The 18,560-nt window shown below is 43.8% G+C and carries 16 protein-coding genes; 3 read left to right on the forward strand and 13 right to left on the reverse strand.

The genetic code is table 11. The features are described 5' to 3' along the window. Nucleotides 1-57: 57 nt before the first annotated feature. The 12 genes from whiA to FFM77_RS05295 all read right to left on the reverse strand — a co-directional run bounded on the left by whiA (nucleotide 58) and on the right by FFM77_RS05295 (nucleotide 14,634). The gene (gene whiA, locus FFM77_RS05240; protein ID WP_137634707.1) at nucleotides 58-996 is read right to left on the reverse strand and encodes a DNA-binding protein WhiA; all 939 of its coding nucleotides are present in this window, start codon (nucleotides 994-996) and stop codon (nucleotides 58-60) included. An 11-nt stretch (nucleotides 997-1,007) separates the two neighbouring features. Further along, nucleotides 1,008-2,009, reverse strand: a complete 1,002-nt coding sequence (locus FFM77_RS05245; RefSeq protein ID WP_137634708.1) for a gluconeogenesis factor YvcK family protein — start codon at nucleotides 2,007-2,009, stop codon at nucleotides 1,008-1,010. After that, entirely contained in the window at nucleotides 2,006-2,890 is an 885-nt protein-coding gene (gene rapZ / locus FFM77_RS05250) for an RNase adapter RapZ (RefSeq protein ID WP_137634709.1), read from the reverse strand. The genes FFM77_RS05245 and rapZ overlap by 4 nt, the downstream gene beginning before the upstream one ends. 159 nt (nucleotides 2,891-3,049) lie before the next feature. Continuing rightward, complete coding sequence (locus tag FFM77_RS05255) at nucleotides 3,050-3,586, reverse strand: HdeD family acid-resistance protein (RefSeq protein WP_137634710.1); 537 nt, start codon at nucleotides 3,584-3,586, stop codon at nucleotides 3,050-3,052. 103 nt (nucleotides 3,587-3,689) lie between these two features. Continuing rightward, nucleotides 3,690-3,956, reverse strand: a complete 267-nt coding sequence (locus FFM77_RS05260; RefSeq protein WP_223876786.1) for a heavy metal-binding domain-containing protein — start codon at nucleotides 3,954-3,956, stop codon at nucleotides 3,690-3,692. 202 nt (nucleotides 3,957-4,158) lie between these two features. Then, nucleotides 4,159-5,565: an argininosuccinate lyase gene (gene argH, locus FFM77_RS05265; RefSeq protein WP_137634711.1), complete on the reverse strand. Its 1,407-nt coding sequence runs from the start codon at nucleotides 5,563-5,565 to the stop codon at nucleotides 4,159-4,161. Beyond that, nucleotides 5,565-6,800 (reverse strand): argininosuccinate synthase, encoded by a 1,236-nt coding sequence (locus FFM77_RS05270; RefSeq protein ID WP_137634712.1) that lies wholly within the window; start codon nucleotides 6,798-6,800, stop codon nucleotides 5,565-5,567. Before FFM77_RS05270 ends, argH begins: the two co-directional genes overlap by 1 nt. A gap of 244 nt (nucleotides 6,801-7,044) precedes the next feature. After that, nucleotides 7,045-7,521: an S-ribosylhomocysteine lyase gene (locus FFM77_RS05275; protein WP_137634713.1), complete on the reverse strand. Its 477-nt coding sequence runs from the start codon at nucleotides 7,519-7,521 to the stop codon at nucleotides 7,045-7,047. Between the two features lie 62 nt (nucleotides 7,522-7,583). After that, entirely contained in the window at nucleotides 7,584-10,433 is a 2,850-nt protein-coding gene (gene uvrA, locus FFM77_RS05280) for an excinuclease ABC subunit UvrA (protein ID WP_137634714.1), read from the reverse strand. A gap of 11 nt (nucleotides 10,434-10,444) precedes the next feature. Continuing rightward, entirely contained in the window at nucleotides 10,445-12,448 is a 2,004-nt protein-coding gene (gene uvrB / locus FFM77_RS05285) for an excinuclease ABC subunit UvrB (protein ID WP_137634715.1), read from the reverse strand. A 248-nt stretch (nucleotides 12,449-12,696) separates the two neighbouring features. Further along, nucleotides 12,697-13,332 carry a YfbR-like 5'-deoxynucleotidase gene (locus FFM77_RS05290; protein WP_137634716.1) on the reverse strand — a complete coding sequence of 212 codons (636 nt, stop codon included), beginning with the start codon at nucleotides 13,330-13,332 and terminating at the stop codon, nucleotides 12,697-12,699. A 105-nt stretch (nucleotides 13,333-13,437) separates the two neighbouring features. Beyond that, entirely contained in the window at nucleotides 13,438-14,634 is a 1,197-nt protein-coding gene (locus FFM77_RS05295; protein WP_137634717.1) for an MFS transporter, read from the reverse strand. A gap of 168 nt (nucleotides 14,635-14,802) precedes the next feature. On the opposite strand from FFM77_RS05295, the gene FFM77_RS05300 reads away from it, so the two are divergent. Then, entirely contained in the window at nucleotides 14,803-15,360 is a 558-nt protein-coding gene (locus FFM77_RS05300) for a M15 family metallopeptidase (RefSeq protein ID WP_137634718.1), read from the forward strand. 52 nt (nucleotides 15,361-15,412) lie between these two features. Here the strand turns inward: FFM77_RS05300 and FFM77_RS05305 are convergent, their stop codons facing one another. Next, nucleotides 15,413-17,140 carry a phospho-sugar mutase gene (locus tag FFM77_RS05305; RefSeq protein ID WP_137634719.1) on the reverse strand — a complete coding sequence of 576 codons (1,728 nt, stop codon included), beginning with the start codon at nucleotides 17,138-17,140 and terminating at the stop codon, nucleotides 15,413-15,415. 217 nt (nucleotides 17,141-17,357) lie between these two features. On the opposite strand from FFM77_RS05305, the gene FFM77_RS05310 reads away from it, so the two are divergent. Continuing rightward, nucleotides 17,358-17,810, forward strand: coding sequence for a DUF3290 domain-containing protein (locus tag FFM77_RS05310; protein ID WP_137634720.1), 453 nt, complete (start codon nucleotides 17,358-17,360; stop codon nucleotides 17,808-17,810). After that, on the forward strand, nucleotides 17,810-18,442 hold the full coding sequence (locus FFM77_RS05315) for a DUF421 domain-containing protein (protein WP_137634721.1): 633 nt from the start codon (nucleotides 17,810-17,812) through the stop codon (nucleotides 18,440-18,442). Before FFM77_RS05310 ends, FFM77_RS05315 begins: the two co-directional genes overlap by 1 nt. Nucleotides 18,443-18,560 lie beyond the last annotated feature (118 nt).

An 18,560-nucleotide genomic window follows, 5' to 3' on the forward strand; every position in this document is an offset into this window, starting at 1 on the left:
GCCTGAGATAAGAAATCTCAGGCTCGTTTTTTGAATTCAAATCCATCTTTAACGGCATTAAGCATCTTTACGCTGTTGTAAGCCCTCAGCGAATTGATTAATCTTGCGTAACCGATGATTAATACCTGATTTAGAAATCGGGCCACCAGGGACTAAAGTTCCGAGCTCTTTCAAGCTAACTTCCCGATGTTCCAGTCGTGTCACGGCCACTTCTTGTAATTTCGGTGGCAATTGCTTTAACCCAACCGTCGCATCAATCAACAAGATATTCTCAATCTGCCGACTAGACGCATTAGCGACCTTGTCCATATTGGCATTTTCACAGTTCACTAATCGATTGACCGAGTTGCGCATGTCCCGCATAATGCGGACATCCTCAAACTTCAGCATCCCTGTTGTGGCACCAATCAACGACAAAAAGTCCGCAATCTTTTCAGCTTCCTTAATATACGTGATAAAGCCGCCCCTTCGATCGGTGGTGCGTGAATTTAAGCCATACTGATTCATCATTTCAGAAATCATCTTGTTATGTTCTTCATATAGTGAATAGATCTCCAAATGATAACGGGATGTTTCCGGATTATTCACCGAACCGCCAGCTAAAAAGGCGCCTCGTAAATAAGAACGTACGGCTGCATCGTCCGTTAAGACTTCGGTCGGCGCCACTTCGATAATTTGAAAATCCTTTAAAATGCCTAGATCAGCTAAGACCATTTCAGTCCCAGTCTTGAGGCGCACGATGTACAGGTTATTTTTATTTAATTTCATTTTACGACGCACAATTAGCTCACTGGTCACGTCATAAAATTGTTTTAATAACCGATAGATACGCCGCGCGATAGCTGGATTTTCGGTCTGAATATTCAAGATGAAGTGATGATTAGCTAGACTAATCGTCCCGTTCATTCGAATCAAAGCCATTAATTCAGCTTTAGCATTCTCGCGATGGACAGCGAGGTTGGTTAGTTCTTTTTTTACTTCACTGGCGTATGACATGGGTGTTCCTCCTAACGTAAAATATCGGAATGGCCAACAAGATTCATCAATTCCGCAACGACTTGGTCACCATTATGAAAGGCACCATTGTCCCGTAACTTCAAAAAGTTTGACGAAATGACCTTGCAGCCTTGATCCCGTAATCCCCGGAAGTCATGACTGACTTGCCGTGAGACTTCATTAAATTTATGGAAATCCATATAATTATCCGGTACTTTTTCTGTATTAACTAACACGGTATTGATAAAGTTCTCGCCTAAATGGCGGTTTAAGACCCGCACATGATCGGCATCCGAAAAGTTATCGGTCTCTCCTTTTTGCGTCATGATATTGCAGATATAAACCACTTCTGCATCCGATTCGCACACGGCGCGTCCGATATTATCAATCGTCAAGTTTGGCAAGATACTGGTAAACAAGCTCCCTGGTCCTAAAACAATCTGATCAGCCGCCATGATAGCATCAATGACTGGCTGAACCGCCGCTGGACGCTGACCATTTTTATCCGTCACCCAAACACGATCGAGCGATTTATGGGCCGCAGTAATCTCCGCTTCTCCGACTAACTCGGAGCCATCCTTAAACTTACCATGCAACGTTAACGCTTCATTAGCTGCCGGATAGACATGCCCGTCAACGTCCATCATCTTCGACAATTCTTGGACCGCATCAAAAACCCCTGACTTCATCTCCGTCAATGCCGCAATAATTAAATTACCAATCGCATGTCCGGCAAAGAATTGGTCGTCGCCCTGAAAGCGGTATTGGAAAATGTCTTTGTAAATATGCGGTAAATTCGATAACGCCACCATAACATTTCGAATATCACCAGGTGGCACCACATTCACATAATTACGAATAATACCTGAAGAACCCCCATCATCGGCCACCGTTACCACCGCAGTAATATCAACGTCTTGCTTACGCAAGCCATTGAGGACGACTGGTAAACCAGTCCCCCCGCCAATCACTACGATTTTAGGCCGTTGGGTCTTAAACGTATATTTTCTCATGAGCGATTAACTGTTTCCTTCCGTTTTTCCACATCACGGTGACTGATATGGACTTTATAGTCTTTAGCTAAAGCTTCACCAATCCGTTTAGTCAACGCAACTGAGCGGTGTTGGCCACCGGTACACCCAATCGCAATCGTCAAACTGGTCTTGCCTTCTTCTTCATAGCCGGGCATGATACTTTGAAGCATCCCTAAGAATTGTTGATAGAACTTTTCCGTTGCGGGTTGCGACATCACATAATCATAGACCGGTTTATCCAGTCCCGTTTGGTGTTTTAGCTCGGGGATATAGTAAGGATTTGGTAAGAACCGGACATCCATCACGATATCAGCATCGATTGGCAACCCGTATTTAAAACCGAATGACAGCATTTCAATATGGAACGTTTCATCAGCGCTAGTTTCAAATTTATCAAAAATTGATTCACGTAATTCACGCGGCGTTAACGTCGTCGTATCAATGACGTAAGAGGCGCGGTCTTTTAATGGGGCTAACAAATCGCGTTCTTTGCGGACCCCGTCCATAATCCGCCCTTCCATCGCTAATGGATGGGCGCGCCGAGTCTCTTTATACCGCGAGACTAATTCTTCATTCGAAGCATCTAAAAAGATAATCTTTACGGATACGAAATCTGTATTGTCCAAGTTAGCTAACATATCGATAATCTCATCGTAAAACGCCCGTGACCGCAAATCGATCACTAACGCCACTTTTTCGATTTTACCGGATTCTTCAACTAATTCGGAGAATTTTGGCAACAAAGCCGGGGGCATATTATCGATACAAAAATAACCAAGGTCCTCAAAGCTTTGAACAGCGACCGTCTTACCAGCCCCGCTCATGCCTGAAATAATGACCAATTGCAATGATTCTGCCATAGTTTTCGTTGCTCCTTTTGAACATATTGTTGGTAAGTATAGCATACCGGGTGTGTCTTTTCTAGTTTGCGACTTATTCCGCCGCCGCAAACCACTAAAAATGGACTAAAACCCATCAGTTCTAGTCCATTGTTAACTCATTAACTTAACTAAGCAACCTTAATCACGCCGAGCAAAGGCAATCAAGATCGCGTTGATCCCGAAAACGGCAAAGTAGAAGCTGACTAACACATTGAATGAGAACGCCGCCACTAATGGGTTGAAGAGCAACATGATCGCTAAAATCAAACTAATCACATCTAAGATGACCGACAAAATGAAATAACCCATCCCAAAGGTCCGCAAGTGTGACGCTACCACTAAACGTTCAATGGAGTCAATCAGGAACCAAAAGGCAAAGATATAACCTAAAACGACGATACCCGTTGGCGCGTGGAACAAAAACAACAAGCCCACTAAAATATCAATAATCGCAAAAACTAATGCGAAGTTGGCGCGTAATCCCGTTTCGCGCTGTAACTTGGTATACCCGCCAATGGTAGTAATCCCACTAATAATCGCCACAATCGCGAATAGGAAAACCAAACTTAATAACGCTGCTTGGGGTTTTTTGGCAACAAAGTAAGCCGCAATCAAAAAGACGATCCCGGTCATAAACTCGGTCCAGTCAAACCCCCAACGATGATCATTAAACATAAAAGACAACATCTCCAATTTTCTTTAACTCCATCATACCAGTAAATGAAAGAGTTTCCAATTTTTCCAAAACAACTTGTAACTTGGTCAATTTTAGCTGAACCTAATCAAACTTAACCGCAGTCCCATAAGCCGCAACTGACTGAATATCCGTCCCAATTGAGCCAGAGTCAAACCGCATCATCACCACTGCATCGGCACCCATCGCCGTCGCATTAGCTTTAAGCCGTTCAATTGACGCTTGGCGTGCTTCATTTAACATCTTCGTATAGTCTTTAACTTCACCACCAACAACATTTTTTAACGAAGCCCCAATATCACGAAAAACGTTTTTAGATTGCGTGGTCACCCCAAAGACTTCCCCAATAATCGTCTAAGTTTGGCCTGGAATATGTTCAGTTGTGGTTACTAACATCGCGATCATCCTCTTTTCAAATTAGTTTAGCCTCTTAAATATACCGATGTTTCGACTTAACCGCAAGCGATTTCATTTCGACTTTCCCACTAAAAAAGGCGACCAAACCGCTTCGGTTGGTCGCCACAATATCAATGGTCAAATTGATAAACAAGTTTTAAGCTTCGCTGTTAAGCGATTGGTACTGAGCTAATTGTTGATTAGCCCGCTTGAGTTCAGCATTGATCTGATCAAAGCCAGTCCCACCTAAGGAATGCCGCCGTTCAACGGCTACTTTGGCATCCAGATCATGATAGACATCTTCGTCAATTAATGGCGAGATTTCTTTGTACTCACTCAACGGAATATCCTGTAACGGTCGATTCTTCTTCAGGCCATCCAAGACCAGCTTACCCACAATCGCATGGGCTTGACGGAATGGAATCCCTTTATTCGCTAAGTAATCAGCCAATTCCGTGGCATTTGAGAAGTCATTCGTCGTGGCCTTCGCCATGCGCTTTTCATTAACCGTTAACGTCGCCAACATCCCCGTAAAGACGTGTAGGCTGGTCAAAATCGTATTAACGGTATCAAAAGCGCCTTCTTTGTCTTCTTGCAAATCCTTATTATAGGCTAACGGGATCGCCTTCATGACCGTCAATAAGCCCATCAAGTTCCCATAGACCCGTCCAGATTTACCACGAATCAATTCCGCCATATCTGGATTCTTCTTTTGCGGCATAATTGAACTCCCAGTTGAGAATTGATCACTCAAACTCAAATACTTGAATTCATAACTGCTCCAAGAAACAATCTCTTCACAGAACCGTGAGAGGTGCATCATTAAGATTGACGCATTACTCAAAAACTCTAAAACAAAGTCCCGATCAGAAACGGCATCCAAACTATTATGATAAACCTGACTAAAGCCCAATAACTTAGCACTGTATTCCCGGTCAATCGGGAAAGTCGTACCAGCTAAAGCTGCGGCCCCTAATGGCGAAATATCGGTATGCTGCATGTTGAATTCGAACCGTTCCATATCACGCTTAAACATCTGGTAGTAAGCCAATAAGTAATGCGCGTATGAAATGGGTTGTGCATGTTGCAAATGGGTATAACCTGGCATAATCGTTTCCACATTTTCACTGGCTTTATTGACCAGTACCGTCTCCAAATCATGCAACCGATCTAAAACCTTTGGCAATTGGTGCTTCATATATAAATGGAAGTCCGTTGCCACTTGGTCATTCCGCGAACGCGCCGTATGCAACTTTCCGGCAACGGGACCAATCTCATCCGTTAATAAGGCTTCAATATTCATATGAATATCTTCATTAACCGTTGAGAAGTGCAAGTCCCCTGCTTTTAATTGTTGTTCTAATTTTTCTAAACCGGCAACGATTTGGTCAACATCGGCGGCATCTAAAATACCGGTCTTTTTTAACATCTTAACGTGCGCTAATGATCCAGTGATATCTTCCGCAGCTAGTAATTGGTCAAACCCAATCGAAGCCCCAAATTCATCAACGTACTTGGCGCCGGTTTCGGTGAACCGACCGCCCCACAATTTGCCCGTACTCATTAGGCATGTTCCTTCGTACTCTTAGCTTCGGCTTGAGCCTTAGCTTGCACTTGCGCATTAACTTGAGTTGGCAAGCCCCAAAGCTTGATAAACCCAACGGCAGCTTGTTGATCGAATTCATCAGCAGCCGTGTAAGTGGCTAAGTTCTTGTCATATAAGGAGTTCGGTGACTTCCGACCTTCCGTGATAACATTGCCTTTGAAGAGTTGAACCCGGACCACGCCATTAACGACTTGTTGCGTCTGCTTTAAGAAGGCTAACATCGCATCCATTAATGGTGAGAACCAGAGGCCGTTATAAATCGTATCAGCTAACTTTTGTTCAATGATTGGCTTGAAATGTGCTAATTCCCGTTCAAACGTCAAGTCTTCCAAATCTTTGTGCGCCTTTAGTAAGACCGTTGCGGCTGGTGCTTCATAGACTTCACGTGACTTGATACCGACTAACCGGTTTTCGATATGGTCGATCCGGCCAATCCCATGTTCACCAGCAATCTTATCCAACTTAATGATTAAGTCAGCTAAATTCATCTGTTCGCCATCTAACGCTACCGGCACTCCGGCTTCAAATGTAATTTGTAACGTGGTTGGCGTATCAGGTGTATCAGCTAAAGCTGCTGTCCGATCGAACGCATCGGCTGGCGCGCCTTCCCAAGGATCTTCCAAGATCCCACATTCATTAGCCCGGCCCCATAAGTTTTCATCAATCGAGTAAGGGCTGTCCAAATTAATCGGTACTGGGATATTATGCTTCTTAGCATAATCAATCTCTTCTTCACGTGACCAGTGCCAGTCACGAACTGGGGCTTCAATCTTAATATCTGGGGCTAAGGCGTGGATGGCCACTTCAAAACGAACTTGATCATTACCTTTACCGGTACAGCCGTGCGCAATCGCAACAGCATGTTCTTTCTTCGCTAAGGTCACTAACTTCTTAGCAATTAAAGGCCGTGATAACGCTGATACTAATGGATATTCACCTTCGTATAACGTATGCCCTTGTAAAGCAATTAAAGCATATTCTTCAGCGAATTCTTGCTTGGCATCGATCATATATGACGCAACCGCCCCTAATTTCAAGGCTTTGGCTTTGATTGCATCCATATCTTTACCTTCACCAACATCAACGCCACAAGCAATGACGTCATAACCTTTGTCAGCTAACCAACTGATTGCCACTGACGTATCTAAACCACCGGAATAAGCGAGAATAATTTTATCATTTTGTTTGACCATTGAATTGTACCTCCAAAATTTATTGTCGAATTTCTCAATGACAGTATCGTACCACCTGATTTAACTTTATGCAACGTTTTTTGAGAAATATTCGTATTTTTCGAAATATTCAGTCTTTTTATGTATTTTTATACATTTATACAATTGTTTTTGTATTTATTGTCTCATTTAAAGCCACAAAAAAGCGTTATATCCGGTTGGATATAACGCTTTGATTAGTCAATTTTAATTTTTTAATCGATCCTTATTCAACGACTTTTCGAACGAATGGATCTGAGGAAATGCCTTGTGACAAGATCAATTTAGCCCATTCCTTAGCTGAGAATAAAGAATGATCTTTGTAATTCCCACAGCTATCAATGGTCGTCCCTTGAACATCAGACCACTTAGCAGGACCAGCGATGAACTCTAAGGAAGATTTCAAAGCTTTGGCAACTTCTTCCGTACTGTGTTCACCCCAAGTAATCAAATGGAACCCCGTCCGGCAACCAAATGGTGAACAGTCAATCACACCAGTCATCCGGTCACGCAATAATCCGGCCAACATATGTTCAATCGTATGCAAACCAGCCGTATCAATGGCAGTCTTGTTAGGTTGAACCAACCGTAAATCAAAGTTGGTGATGGCATCACCTTGGGGACCATGTTCCACCGTGATTTTACGAACATAAGGTGCTAAAACTTTCGTATGATCTAATGTAAAACTTTCTACTTTAGCCATTCAAAAAACACTCCTCTATTTAGATAATCAGTTAACAAGTCTAGTGTAGCACAACTCCACTGCTATTTGGCAGCCGCCATGCGTGCCCGGTCCCGTTCCAGTACTGGCTTCAAATACTGACCAGTATAACTTTCAGGTACCGCCGCAATCGCTTCAGGGGTCCCTGTCGCAATGACCGTGCCCCCACCAGCACCACCTTCTGGCCCCAGATCAATCAAATAGTCGGCAGACTTCACAACATCTAAGTTATGTTCAATGATCAAGACCGTATTGCCCGCATCGACTAGGCGTTCCAAAACACCGATCAAGCGCCGAATATCTTCACTATGCAACCCAGTGGTGGGTTCATCCAAAATGTAGAAGTTCTTCCCTGACTGTTGCTTATGCAATTCAGAAGCTAGCTTCATCCGTTGCGCTTCCCCACCAGAAAGCGTGGTGGCAGGTTGGCCTAGCTTGACGTAACCCAAGCCAACATCCACTAAAGTTTGTAACTTTCGCCGAATCTTAGGAATCGGTTCAAAGAATTTCAGGGCTTCGGAAGCCGTCATCTTTAAGACATCCGCAATATTCTTCCCTTTATATTCCACTTCCAAGGTTTCAGAATTATATTGCTGACCATGGCAGACTTCACATGGGACAAAAACATCCGGTAAGAAGTTCATTTCAATTTTCAAGATACCATCGCCATGACACGCTTCACAGCGGCCACCCTTAATATTAAAACTAAAGCGGCCCTTCTGATAACCTCGTAACTTGGCTTCATTAGTTTGCGCAAATAAATCTCGAATATTATCAAAGACGCCCGTATAGGTCGCCGGATTACTCCGCGGCGTGCGCCCAATCGGACTCTGGTCAATGTTAACTAACCGTTCGATATTTTTAACGCCACTAATCGACTTGTACTTACCTGGTTTTTCAGAATTATTATTGAGCTTTTGAGCCAAAGCCCGCTTTAAAATATCGTTAACTAACGTCGACTTACCGGAACCAGAAACCCCAGTCACAACGACAAATTCACCTAATGGGAAATCAACGTCAATCTGCTTGAGGTTATTTTCAGCCGCTCCAGTAATCCGAATCTTCTTGCCATTACCTTGACGCCGTTCCGTGGGTACCGGAATAAAGCGTTTACCGGCTAGATACTGTCCGGTTAATGATTTGCGTGACCGGGCCACTTGTTTAGGCGTCCCAGCAGCCATGACTTCACCACCGTTTTCACCCGCACCCGGACCAATATCGATAATATAATCGGCCGCCCGCATCGTATCTTCATCATGTTCAACGACAATCAGTGTATTCCCAAGGTCACGCATCTTCTTCAATGAACTAATTAAGCGGTCATTATCACGTTGATGTAACCCAATTGATGGTTCATCCAAAATATATAAAACCCCGGATAAATTCGACCCAATCTGCGTTGCTAACCGAATCCGTTGGGCTTCCCCACCAGATAAGGTCCGAGCGGCTCGACTTAACGTTAAGTAAGCCAACCCAACATTTTGCAAGAACGTTAATCGGTCCCGAATTTCCTTTAAAATGGGTTGTGCAATCACTAAGTCTTTTTCAGATAAAGTCAGCTTTTCAAAGAACGCTAATTCATCACCAATCGCTTCATCAGAAACGGTCCCGATATGTTCACCGCCGACCTTAACGGCTAAAGCTTTACGATTCAACCGGAAACCATGACACGTCTGGCAAGTGAGCTCAGTCATGTATTTCCGCATCACATCCCGGGTAAAGTCACTGCTAGTTTCCCGATAACGACGGTCCACATTATTCATGACCCCTTCAAAAACGGCATCGACATCGCGCACACCACCAAAGTCATTTTGATAATGAAAATGGAACTGTTTCCCATCAGAGCCATATAGAACCGTCTGTTGGTCAGCCTTAGATAAATCTTCAAATGGCACATCCAACGGAATATCTAATTGTTCACAAGCTTGCTTGAGCATTTCTGGATAATATTGCGAGCTGATGGGATTCCAAGGTGCCAAAGCGCCTTCAGCTAACGTCAAACTTTTATCAGGAACGACCAAATCTTCATCAACTTCCAGCTTCATCCCTAAGCCTTCACAGTCAGGACAAGCCCCCTGCGGCGCATTAAATGAGAATAAGCGTGGTTCCAACTCGCCCACGGTAAACCCACAGACGGGACAAGCGTAGTGTTCTGAGAAGAGAATTGGATCGCCACCAATCACATCAGCAATCGCATAACCGCCGCTCAAACGCAAAGCGGCTTCAAAAGAATCGAACAGTCGTGACCGATCACCGGGCTTAACCACAATCCGGTCAATCACGATTTCAATCGTATGCTGCTGGTTCTTGTTGAGGTCAAAGCTTTCACTAATATCATGAATCTCGCCATCCACGCGAACCCGCACGAAACCTTCACGTTTAATCTTTTCAAAAATCTTTTTGTGTTCACCTTTTTTTTGCCGCACAATTGGTGACAGAATTTGCAGCTTCGTCCGTTCAGGCAACTGTTGCACCCGGTCGACCATTTGTTCAACCGTTTGACTGACAATTGGCGTCCCGTCATTAGGACAAATCGGCTGGCCAACACGGGCCCACAACAAGCGTAGATAATCATTGATTTCAGTCACTGTTCCGACCGTGGAACGCGGGTTCTTCGACGTTGTCTTTTGGTCAATCGAAATGGCTGGACTAAGCCCATCAATCGAATCAACATCAGGCTTTTGCATTTGGCCTAAGAATTGCCGCGCATAGGCCGATAAACTTTCGACATAGCGCCGTTGACCTTCCGCGTACAGCGTATCAAACGCCAAAGAACTCTTCCCAGAACCGGACAACCCCGTAATCACGACTAATTTGTCACGGGGAATCGTGACATCAATATTTTTTAAGTTATGGGCGCGTGCGCCGTGAATGATTATTTTATCGTTCGCCAAAGAATTGCCTCCTAGCTAATCTGTGCTTTTAATTCCATCACCGTATCCCGTAAAGTAGCGGCTTGTTCAAAGTCGAGCTTCTTGGCAGCGGTCTTCATTTGTTCTTCTAACTTGCTAATCATATCTAATTGTTGTTCGTGCGTCATATCATCGAAATCAGTTTCCAAGAAGTCATCTTTCTTACCCGCATCGTCGGTTACCTTCGTTGAGGCAATCAAGTCCGGAATGGCTTTCTTGATCGTATGTGGCGTCATATGATGATCCACATTGTACTTTTTCTGAATTTCACGCCGACGCGCCGTTTCATCAATGGCGGCCTGCATGGAATCTGTGGTATGTTCCGCATACATGATTACGGCCCCGTGTTCATTCCGCGCCGCACGACCAATCGTTTGGATCAACGACCGTTCATTCCGTAAGAAACCTTCCTTATCCGCATCCAAAATTGCTACTAAGGACACTTCGGGCACATCGATTCCTTCACGCAATAAGTTAATCCCAACTAGCACGTCGAACTTGCCCAGCCGGAGATCACGGATAATTTTCGTTCGTTCCAGCGTCTTAATATCACTATGCAAGTAACGAACTTTAATGCCAAGATCCTTCATATAGTCAGTTAAATCTTCGGCCATTTTCTTCGTTAACGTGGTCACAAAGACCCGTTCATTGCGCTCAATACGCAAGTTGATTTCGCCAACCAAATCATCAATCTGTCCCATAATTGGTCGGACTTCAATCGTTGGATCGAGTAGGCCGGTTGGTCGAATAATTTGTTGAACCACATGCTTGGTGCGATCCATTTCATAAGGCCCGGGCGTGGCGGACATATAGACGACTTGATTAATATGTTGTTCAACTTCAGCTAATTTCAAAGGCCGGTTATCCAAGGCACTTGGTAAGCGGAACCCATAATCAACTAGCATCTGTTTTCGAGCCCGATCACCATTGTACATCCCGCGGACTTGTGGCATCGTGACATGCGATTCATCAACGACCATTAAGAAGTCTTTCGGGAAGAAATCCAGTAGCGTATATGGCGGTTCACCTGGTTTTCGACCATCCATAAACCGGGAATAGTTTTCAATCCCACTGGTGTAGCCCATCTCACGCATCATTTCAATATCATAAGTGGTCCGTTGCTTTAACCGTTGGGCTTCCAGCAACTTGCCATCATCGTTCAATTCTTTCAACCGCGCATTCATTTCGGCTTCAATGCCATCAATAGCGTGTTCCATGGTGTCTTCATTAGTCATAAAGTGGGTCGCCGGGAAAATCGCCACATGATCACGATCACCAACGACTTCCCCGGTCAACGCATCGATCTCACGAATGCGATCAATCTCATCACCGAAGAATTCCACCCGCAAGGCATGATCGTCACGAGAAGCCGGGAAGATTTCGACAATGTCTCCATGAACCCGGAACCGTCCCCGTTGAAAATCAATATCATTGCGATCAAATTGAATATCGACTAACTTGCGTAACAAGTCGTTACGATCGAGCTGCATGCCCACACGTAAGGACACCACGTGATTCTTATATTCAGTCGGATCACCTAAACCAAAGATACTGGATACGGAAGCGACTACAATGACATCGTTACGTTCAAGTAATGAGCTGGTAGCTGAATGCCGTAATTTATCGATTTCATCATTAATGGCGGAGTCCTTTTCGATATACGTATCACTCGAAGGGACATACGCTTCTGGTTGATAATAATCGTAATAACTCACAAAGTATTCCACCGCATTATTCGGGAAGAATTTCTTAAATTCACCATATAGTTGACCCGCTAAGGTCTTGTTGTGCGACAAAATTAACGTTGGCTTGTTGACTTGGGCAATCACGTTAGAAATTGTAAACGTCTTCCCAGTCCCGGTCGCCCCCATTAAAATCTGTTCTTTTTCGCCCGCATTAAGTCCAGCCGTGAGTTGTTTAATCGCTGCTGGCTGATCCCCGGTTGGTTGATAGTCTGAAACTAAGTCAAACCGATTATTATCAATTCGATCGATCAAGGTGACTCCTCCTTTTTTATCTCGTTTGTTTTTTCCGAAACGTGTTCGTCAAAACTGGCAACTCCGCTTGCTACGTCCACGGGCCACAGCCAGAACCGCTGTCACCCATGGACTAGGCAATGCTCATTGCCAACCCGTTTTGACTCACACTCTAACACAAAAAATAGGCAAGCCACAGCCTCCCTATCAATTACAAAACCGCTATTCATTTTAGCACATCGAACATACTTTCGCCATTAAACAGGTTGCTAATCCGTCGTTAATATTTCATGCGTTAAAGCTTGCAATTTATCTTGGTTGGTAAACGGTTCTGCCAACATTTCTGGCAAAACTGACTTTAAGAAATATTGCACACTGGCCAGTTGTTTAAAAGCCACAATCGTCTTTAAACTCTCTTGATAAATGTCCGTAAAGACGGATTCTGGATTGCCTTTTTGAATTTCGCCAAATGATTCATATAATAAGTCGATTTTATCAGCGACTGATAAGATTTGACCTTCCAAGGTGTCATCCTTACCCTCAGAGAGCCGCCGTGAATAGGCCGCTTGAAATTCGGTGGGAATTTCGTTTTGCACAAAGTTTTGGGACAACTTATGCTCCACATCTGCCAGCATCCCACGTAACGATTTCGTGGCGTACTTAACTGGCGTCTTAATGTCGCCGATAAACCGTTCGTTATAATCATGGTTCAAGGCTTTCTCATATAGTGACCGCCAATCAACCGGCTGGCCAGCATTTTCTTCGACGTCGCCTAAGAATTGTGCCGTTTCAGCCACTTTGAACGAATGTGCTGCTACCGAATGATTTTGATATTTAAAGAATCCCGGTGCGCGTTGAATCGTTTCCAAGTTACTTAAGCTTTGTAAATATTGATGCATACCCATTTGTTATCGCCCCTTCTGAACTTAATTAAATTGCAACTAGTGTATCAGAGCTAACTAATGGACGCAATGAAAAAGCAATGCTCAACCGAACATTGCTTTTTCAGCTTATTTTGGTGCTGCCATTTGACTCGGATGGCGCAACGTAAATGCCATGACATACGACACAATCAAAAAGACGGCCACCACGAGATAAGGATAATGATAATTCATATCCAATAGCATCCCGGACATAATCGGCCCCACGATATTCCCCACACTCGTTAAGGACATGTTTAACCCGTTGATTAGCCCCTGATTGGACTCACTCGCCTTAGTTAACAACGTCGTAATCGCTGGTCGCAATAAATCGAAAGCTGAGAAAACAACCAACGTGGCAATAATCACTTCCCACTTCGTATGTGCTTGGGTAATCCAAATCGTACAAATTGCCGCCGACGCAAAGCACACGCGAATCACGCGGCGTTCGCCAAAACGTTGGACAAAGGTATCGAATAAAGCCACTTGTAAGAATAATGAAATTAACCCATTCAACGTTAGTACTAACGCAATATTGCTTAAACTAAAATGAAAGACTTCATTCACATAAATACTATAAATGCTTTCAAAACCTTGTAGACCAAATGACGACACTAAAATCATCGTAAACAAAATAATAATCGGCACGGTCCAAAACGCCCGCGTCATTGGATGATTAGGGGCCGGTTTGTCCTGATTAGCCGGTTCCAAATCAGATTGCTTCACAATATCGCGGTCATTTGGCAATTGGGTGATTAGCACAATCGCACTCAACAAACCGAGTGTTCCAGCCACCCAAAACGGGGTCTTATAACTAATCCCAGCCAAAATACCGCCAATCCCGGGACCTAAGATTAACCCGCCACTAAAGGCCGCTGACAACCAGCCAATCACTTTGGCCCGTTGCCGCTTCGTTGTAATATCAGAAGCCATCGCCATCGCAGTCGGCACGACCATTGCGGCTGACAGCCCACCAACAACCCGTGAGATATTAAAGACCCATAGTTGATTAGTCAACGCAAACAAGACTTCAGAGACCATATATAAGAACAGGCCCGCCGTTAAAACGGGTTTACGACCAATTTTATCCGACACCCGACCAATCACTGGTGACGCGACAAACTGTGCTAACGCAAATAACGCGTTCATAATGCCCATATCCGTAGCCGTCAAATGCAAGTCATTCTTAATGAACGGCATGACGGGAATCACTAAACTAATCCCCAAACAGACTAGAAATTCACTAAATATTAAAATAAAAATGGCTCGTTTAGTTTGACGTGTCATCAGTTGCACCTCACTTGATTTTTTTCACACAGTAAAGCTATCTTAACAAGTTTAACTAACAAAAGTCTAGTCACAGACCCTTTCGCATTGGTCTAATGCACCATCACAGACAAAACCCCCGTGATTACGTACAATAGAGCTAAGATGAACTAAGGAGGTCCAGCCATCATGTCCCCAGAATTAAACGGTTTCATAAATATTCAAAAACTCGATCCAAACATTATTGTTGACTTACGTTATGCCACGACGAATAATTTCACTCACAAAAAAATTTATGACTTCACCACTGCCATCGTACGTACTGGGACGGCTCACAAATTAGCCCGAGCGAGTACCGCCGTTCAAGCTCAAGGTTATCGTTTGAAAATCTGGGATGCGTATCGTCCAGTTAGTGCACAGCGGCGCTTATTCGAAGTTTATCCAGATCCTGACTTTGTTGCTAGGCCTAATCCTAACTTTAGTCATCAAAAAGGGGTAACCTTAGATTTAACCTTAACCGATGCAGCCGGCCATGAGTGCCCGTTGCCAACCGCCTTTGATGACTTTACCCCATTGGCACACCGTGACGCGCCCCGAACTGCAATTCAAGATCAGTATTATCAGCTCTTAAACACCGCGATGCTGCAAGCTGGCTTTGTCGGCTACGTTAACGAATGGTGGGATTACCGTGATGCTGATATGGATGACTACCAGCCCTTGCAAGCTGATCCTAATGATTATGCTTAACAAAAAAACGCCGCCCACGTAATTGTGGACGACGTTTTTTGTTAGGACTCTTTTAAGCTTTAATAAAGGTTTGCAAAGCAGCTTCAAATTGATCAAGCTTCGTATTCGCTTGGTCTAATGAGTCACCCAGCGTGCCAATGTAGAACTTGATCTTTGGTTCTGTCCCAGATGGACGAATGGCGATCCAAGTACCATCGTTTAATTTATACTTCAACACGTTCGCTTGTGGCAAGCTGATTGGTGCACTATGACCGTCTGCAAAGGTTTCAACTTGTGACTGGAAGTCTTCAGTTGAGACCACGTCAAATCCATTAAAGGCTTTCGGCGCTTCGTCACGGAACTTCGTCATCAAAGCCGCAATCTTATCACTACCACCGACGCCATCAAATTCCTCAGAAGTCGTCTTTTCACGGAAGTACCCGTATTCAGCAAACAAATCTTGTAAGCCATCATATAAGTTTTTACCTTGATGCTTGTAATAAGCCGCCACTTCAGCCAATAAGACTGTTGTTTGAATGGCATCCTTATCATGTACAAATGGCTTGATCAAGTAACCGTAGCTTTCTTCAAAGCCAAACATGTAAGTATGATCACCACTAGCTTCAAAGTGTTCAATTTGTTCCGCGATGTACTTGAACCCAGTCAAGACGTTGATCATTTTAACGTGATAAGAAGCCGCAATCTTGGTTGCAAACTCACTTGACACGATTGATTTAACCGCCGCTGCATTGGCTGGCAACGTTCCAGCATCTTGATTGGCTTGTAAGATGTAATGTAACAAAACAGCTGCAATTTGGTTCCCGGTCAGCAAGACATAGTCGCCATTAGGTTGCCGCACCGCCGTGCCTAACCGATCAGCATCGGGATCAACCGCGATCAAGACATCGGCGTCTTCTTTTTTACCTAAATCAATCGCCATCTTAAAGGCTTCCGGAAATTCGGGGTTCGGGAACTTAACCGTTGAGAATTCAGGATCGGCAACGGCTTGTTCTTTAACCACGCTAAAGTTTTTAAACCCAGCGTTACGTAAGGCTTTTTCACCTAACATCCGACCAGTCCCATGCAATGGCGTGAAGACTAACTTCATGTCTTTACCATCTTCATCGACTAATTTTTGATTGATCGTCACCGTCTTAACCTTAGCTAAGTAGGCTTGATCGACGTCATCGCCAATGATCGTCATCGTCTTATCCGCTAATAATTGGGTTTCATCAGCAACCTTAATTGCAAATAAATCCGTGACTTTACGAATATAAGACGTAATCAAATCAGATTCTTTTGGTGGCATTTGTCCGCCATCTTCGCCATAGATCTTATAGCCATTGTATTGCTTTGGATTATGACTAGCCGTAATCATGATGCCGGCATACGTATGTAAATGCCGCACCGTAAAGGAAAGTTCTGGTGTTGGTCGTAAACTCTCAAACACATACGACTTAATCCCATGTTCACCTAAAACGCGGGCTGATTCATGGGCAAAATCCGTTGAATGGTGCCGTGAATCAAAACTAATCGCGACCCCGCGGGCTTTAACGCTGTCATCCAACGTATCCATAAAACGTGCTAACCCTTCAGTTGCTTGCCGAACGGTATAAATGTTCATTCGATTGATCCCAGGTCCCAAGACCCCACGCATCCCGGCTGTCCCAAACTCCATTGGTTGATAGAACGCATCCTCCAATGTCGCATCGTCGCCAGCTAAGGCGTTTAATTCATTTTTAAGGCTTGGTTCAAGGTTTGCTTGATTATTCCAAGTTGCATAATTATCTTTCCAACTCAAATCGGCCATCCCCATTCAATATAGTTGTTAGTGCTTACAAAAACAGTATACAACATGTTATCGCTTTACCAAGTAAAATTTACTGAAAAAAGTCGGCTTTTCATTGGTTTCTTAGTAAAGTTTACGCTAGTTAGGTTACTCACTGAACCGAACTATAGGTGTGATTAATTAAGTCACTAGCCAAACTTGGTATAATATTTTTAATAGGAGGCTGATTATGACATTTTATTCTTACGCCTACTTAACCCATCAAAATAGCCATCACACCTTATTACAGCTCACAGTGATTGGCATTATCATTTTAATCATTGCTGGTTTAAGCTGGCTCTGGTATCGCCACAAAACTGATTTAAAGTATCGCGACTTATTCATCATCATGGTGTTAATTTTATGCTTACTCATTGGCATCCAATATAATGAATTTCAAAGTTTGCGGTCAAGCTTTTCACAAAAATCACAAGTAACGCAAATTATGCAACGGGTTGCTGAAGAAAAAGGTGTCGCCACGACCGCTGTCTGGTCCAATACCGCCACCGTCAGCAGTGGCATGTTGATTGCCGTTCAACACCACATCTATAATGTGACCCTCAATCCAGATGGCAATAGTTACACCCTGACTAACGCCACCCCGATTACCCAACCAATCAAATACGTGAAAGAAGGCCAATAATGTTTTCTTACTGGGACGTCACAATCAAGTTGGCTTTAGGCTTGTTAACCATTATTTTACAAATTAACTTATCTGGTAAGAGTAATCTTGCCCCGATCAGCGCGCTTGATCAAGTTCAAAACTACGTCCTTGGGGCGATTGTTGGTGGCATGATTTATAGTACCAGCGTGACGGTTTTGCAATATATTTTAGTGCTCTTAATTTGGACCATTCTAGTCTTAGTGTTGCGCTTCATGACGCATCACAATCGCTACCTCAAGAGTCTGATCGACGGTAAACCACAATTGCTCATTAAAGATGGTGAATTAATGGTCGCGACGGCGCTCAAAAATGGGATGAGTGCGAATGACTTAGCCTTTCGCTTACGAACTGAAGGTATCACTGATATTCGCTACGTTAAACGCGCTGTTTTGGAACAGAACGGTCAATTAACGATTACGCAAGTTGGTGATGACACCATCAAGTATCCGCTCATTATTGACGGCCAGTTAAACGCCGACGCATTGGCCACCAGCGACCACGATTTAGCCTGGTTGACCAGCCAGCTTGAGGCCCAACACTATCAAATTAGTGATATTTATTTAGGGACCTATACGAACCATCAATTATTACTCTTTCCTTATCAACATTAAAATTGTACGCCTGGTGCTAGTTGAAATTACCGCCTGCCGGTAGATTTCTAAAATACTGGAACGCCAACGACATGGCTGAACATTTTAGAAACCAACCTATTGGCTAAATTTTTGGGTT

The organism is Lactiplantibacillus songbeiensis, from assembly GCF_005405125.1.
Lineage (GTDB): Bacteria > Bacillota > Bacilli > Lactobacillales > Lactobacillaceae > Lactiplantibacillus > Lactiplantibacillus songbeiensis.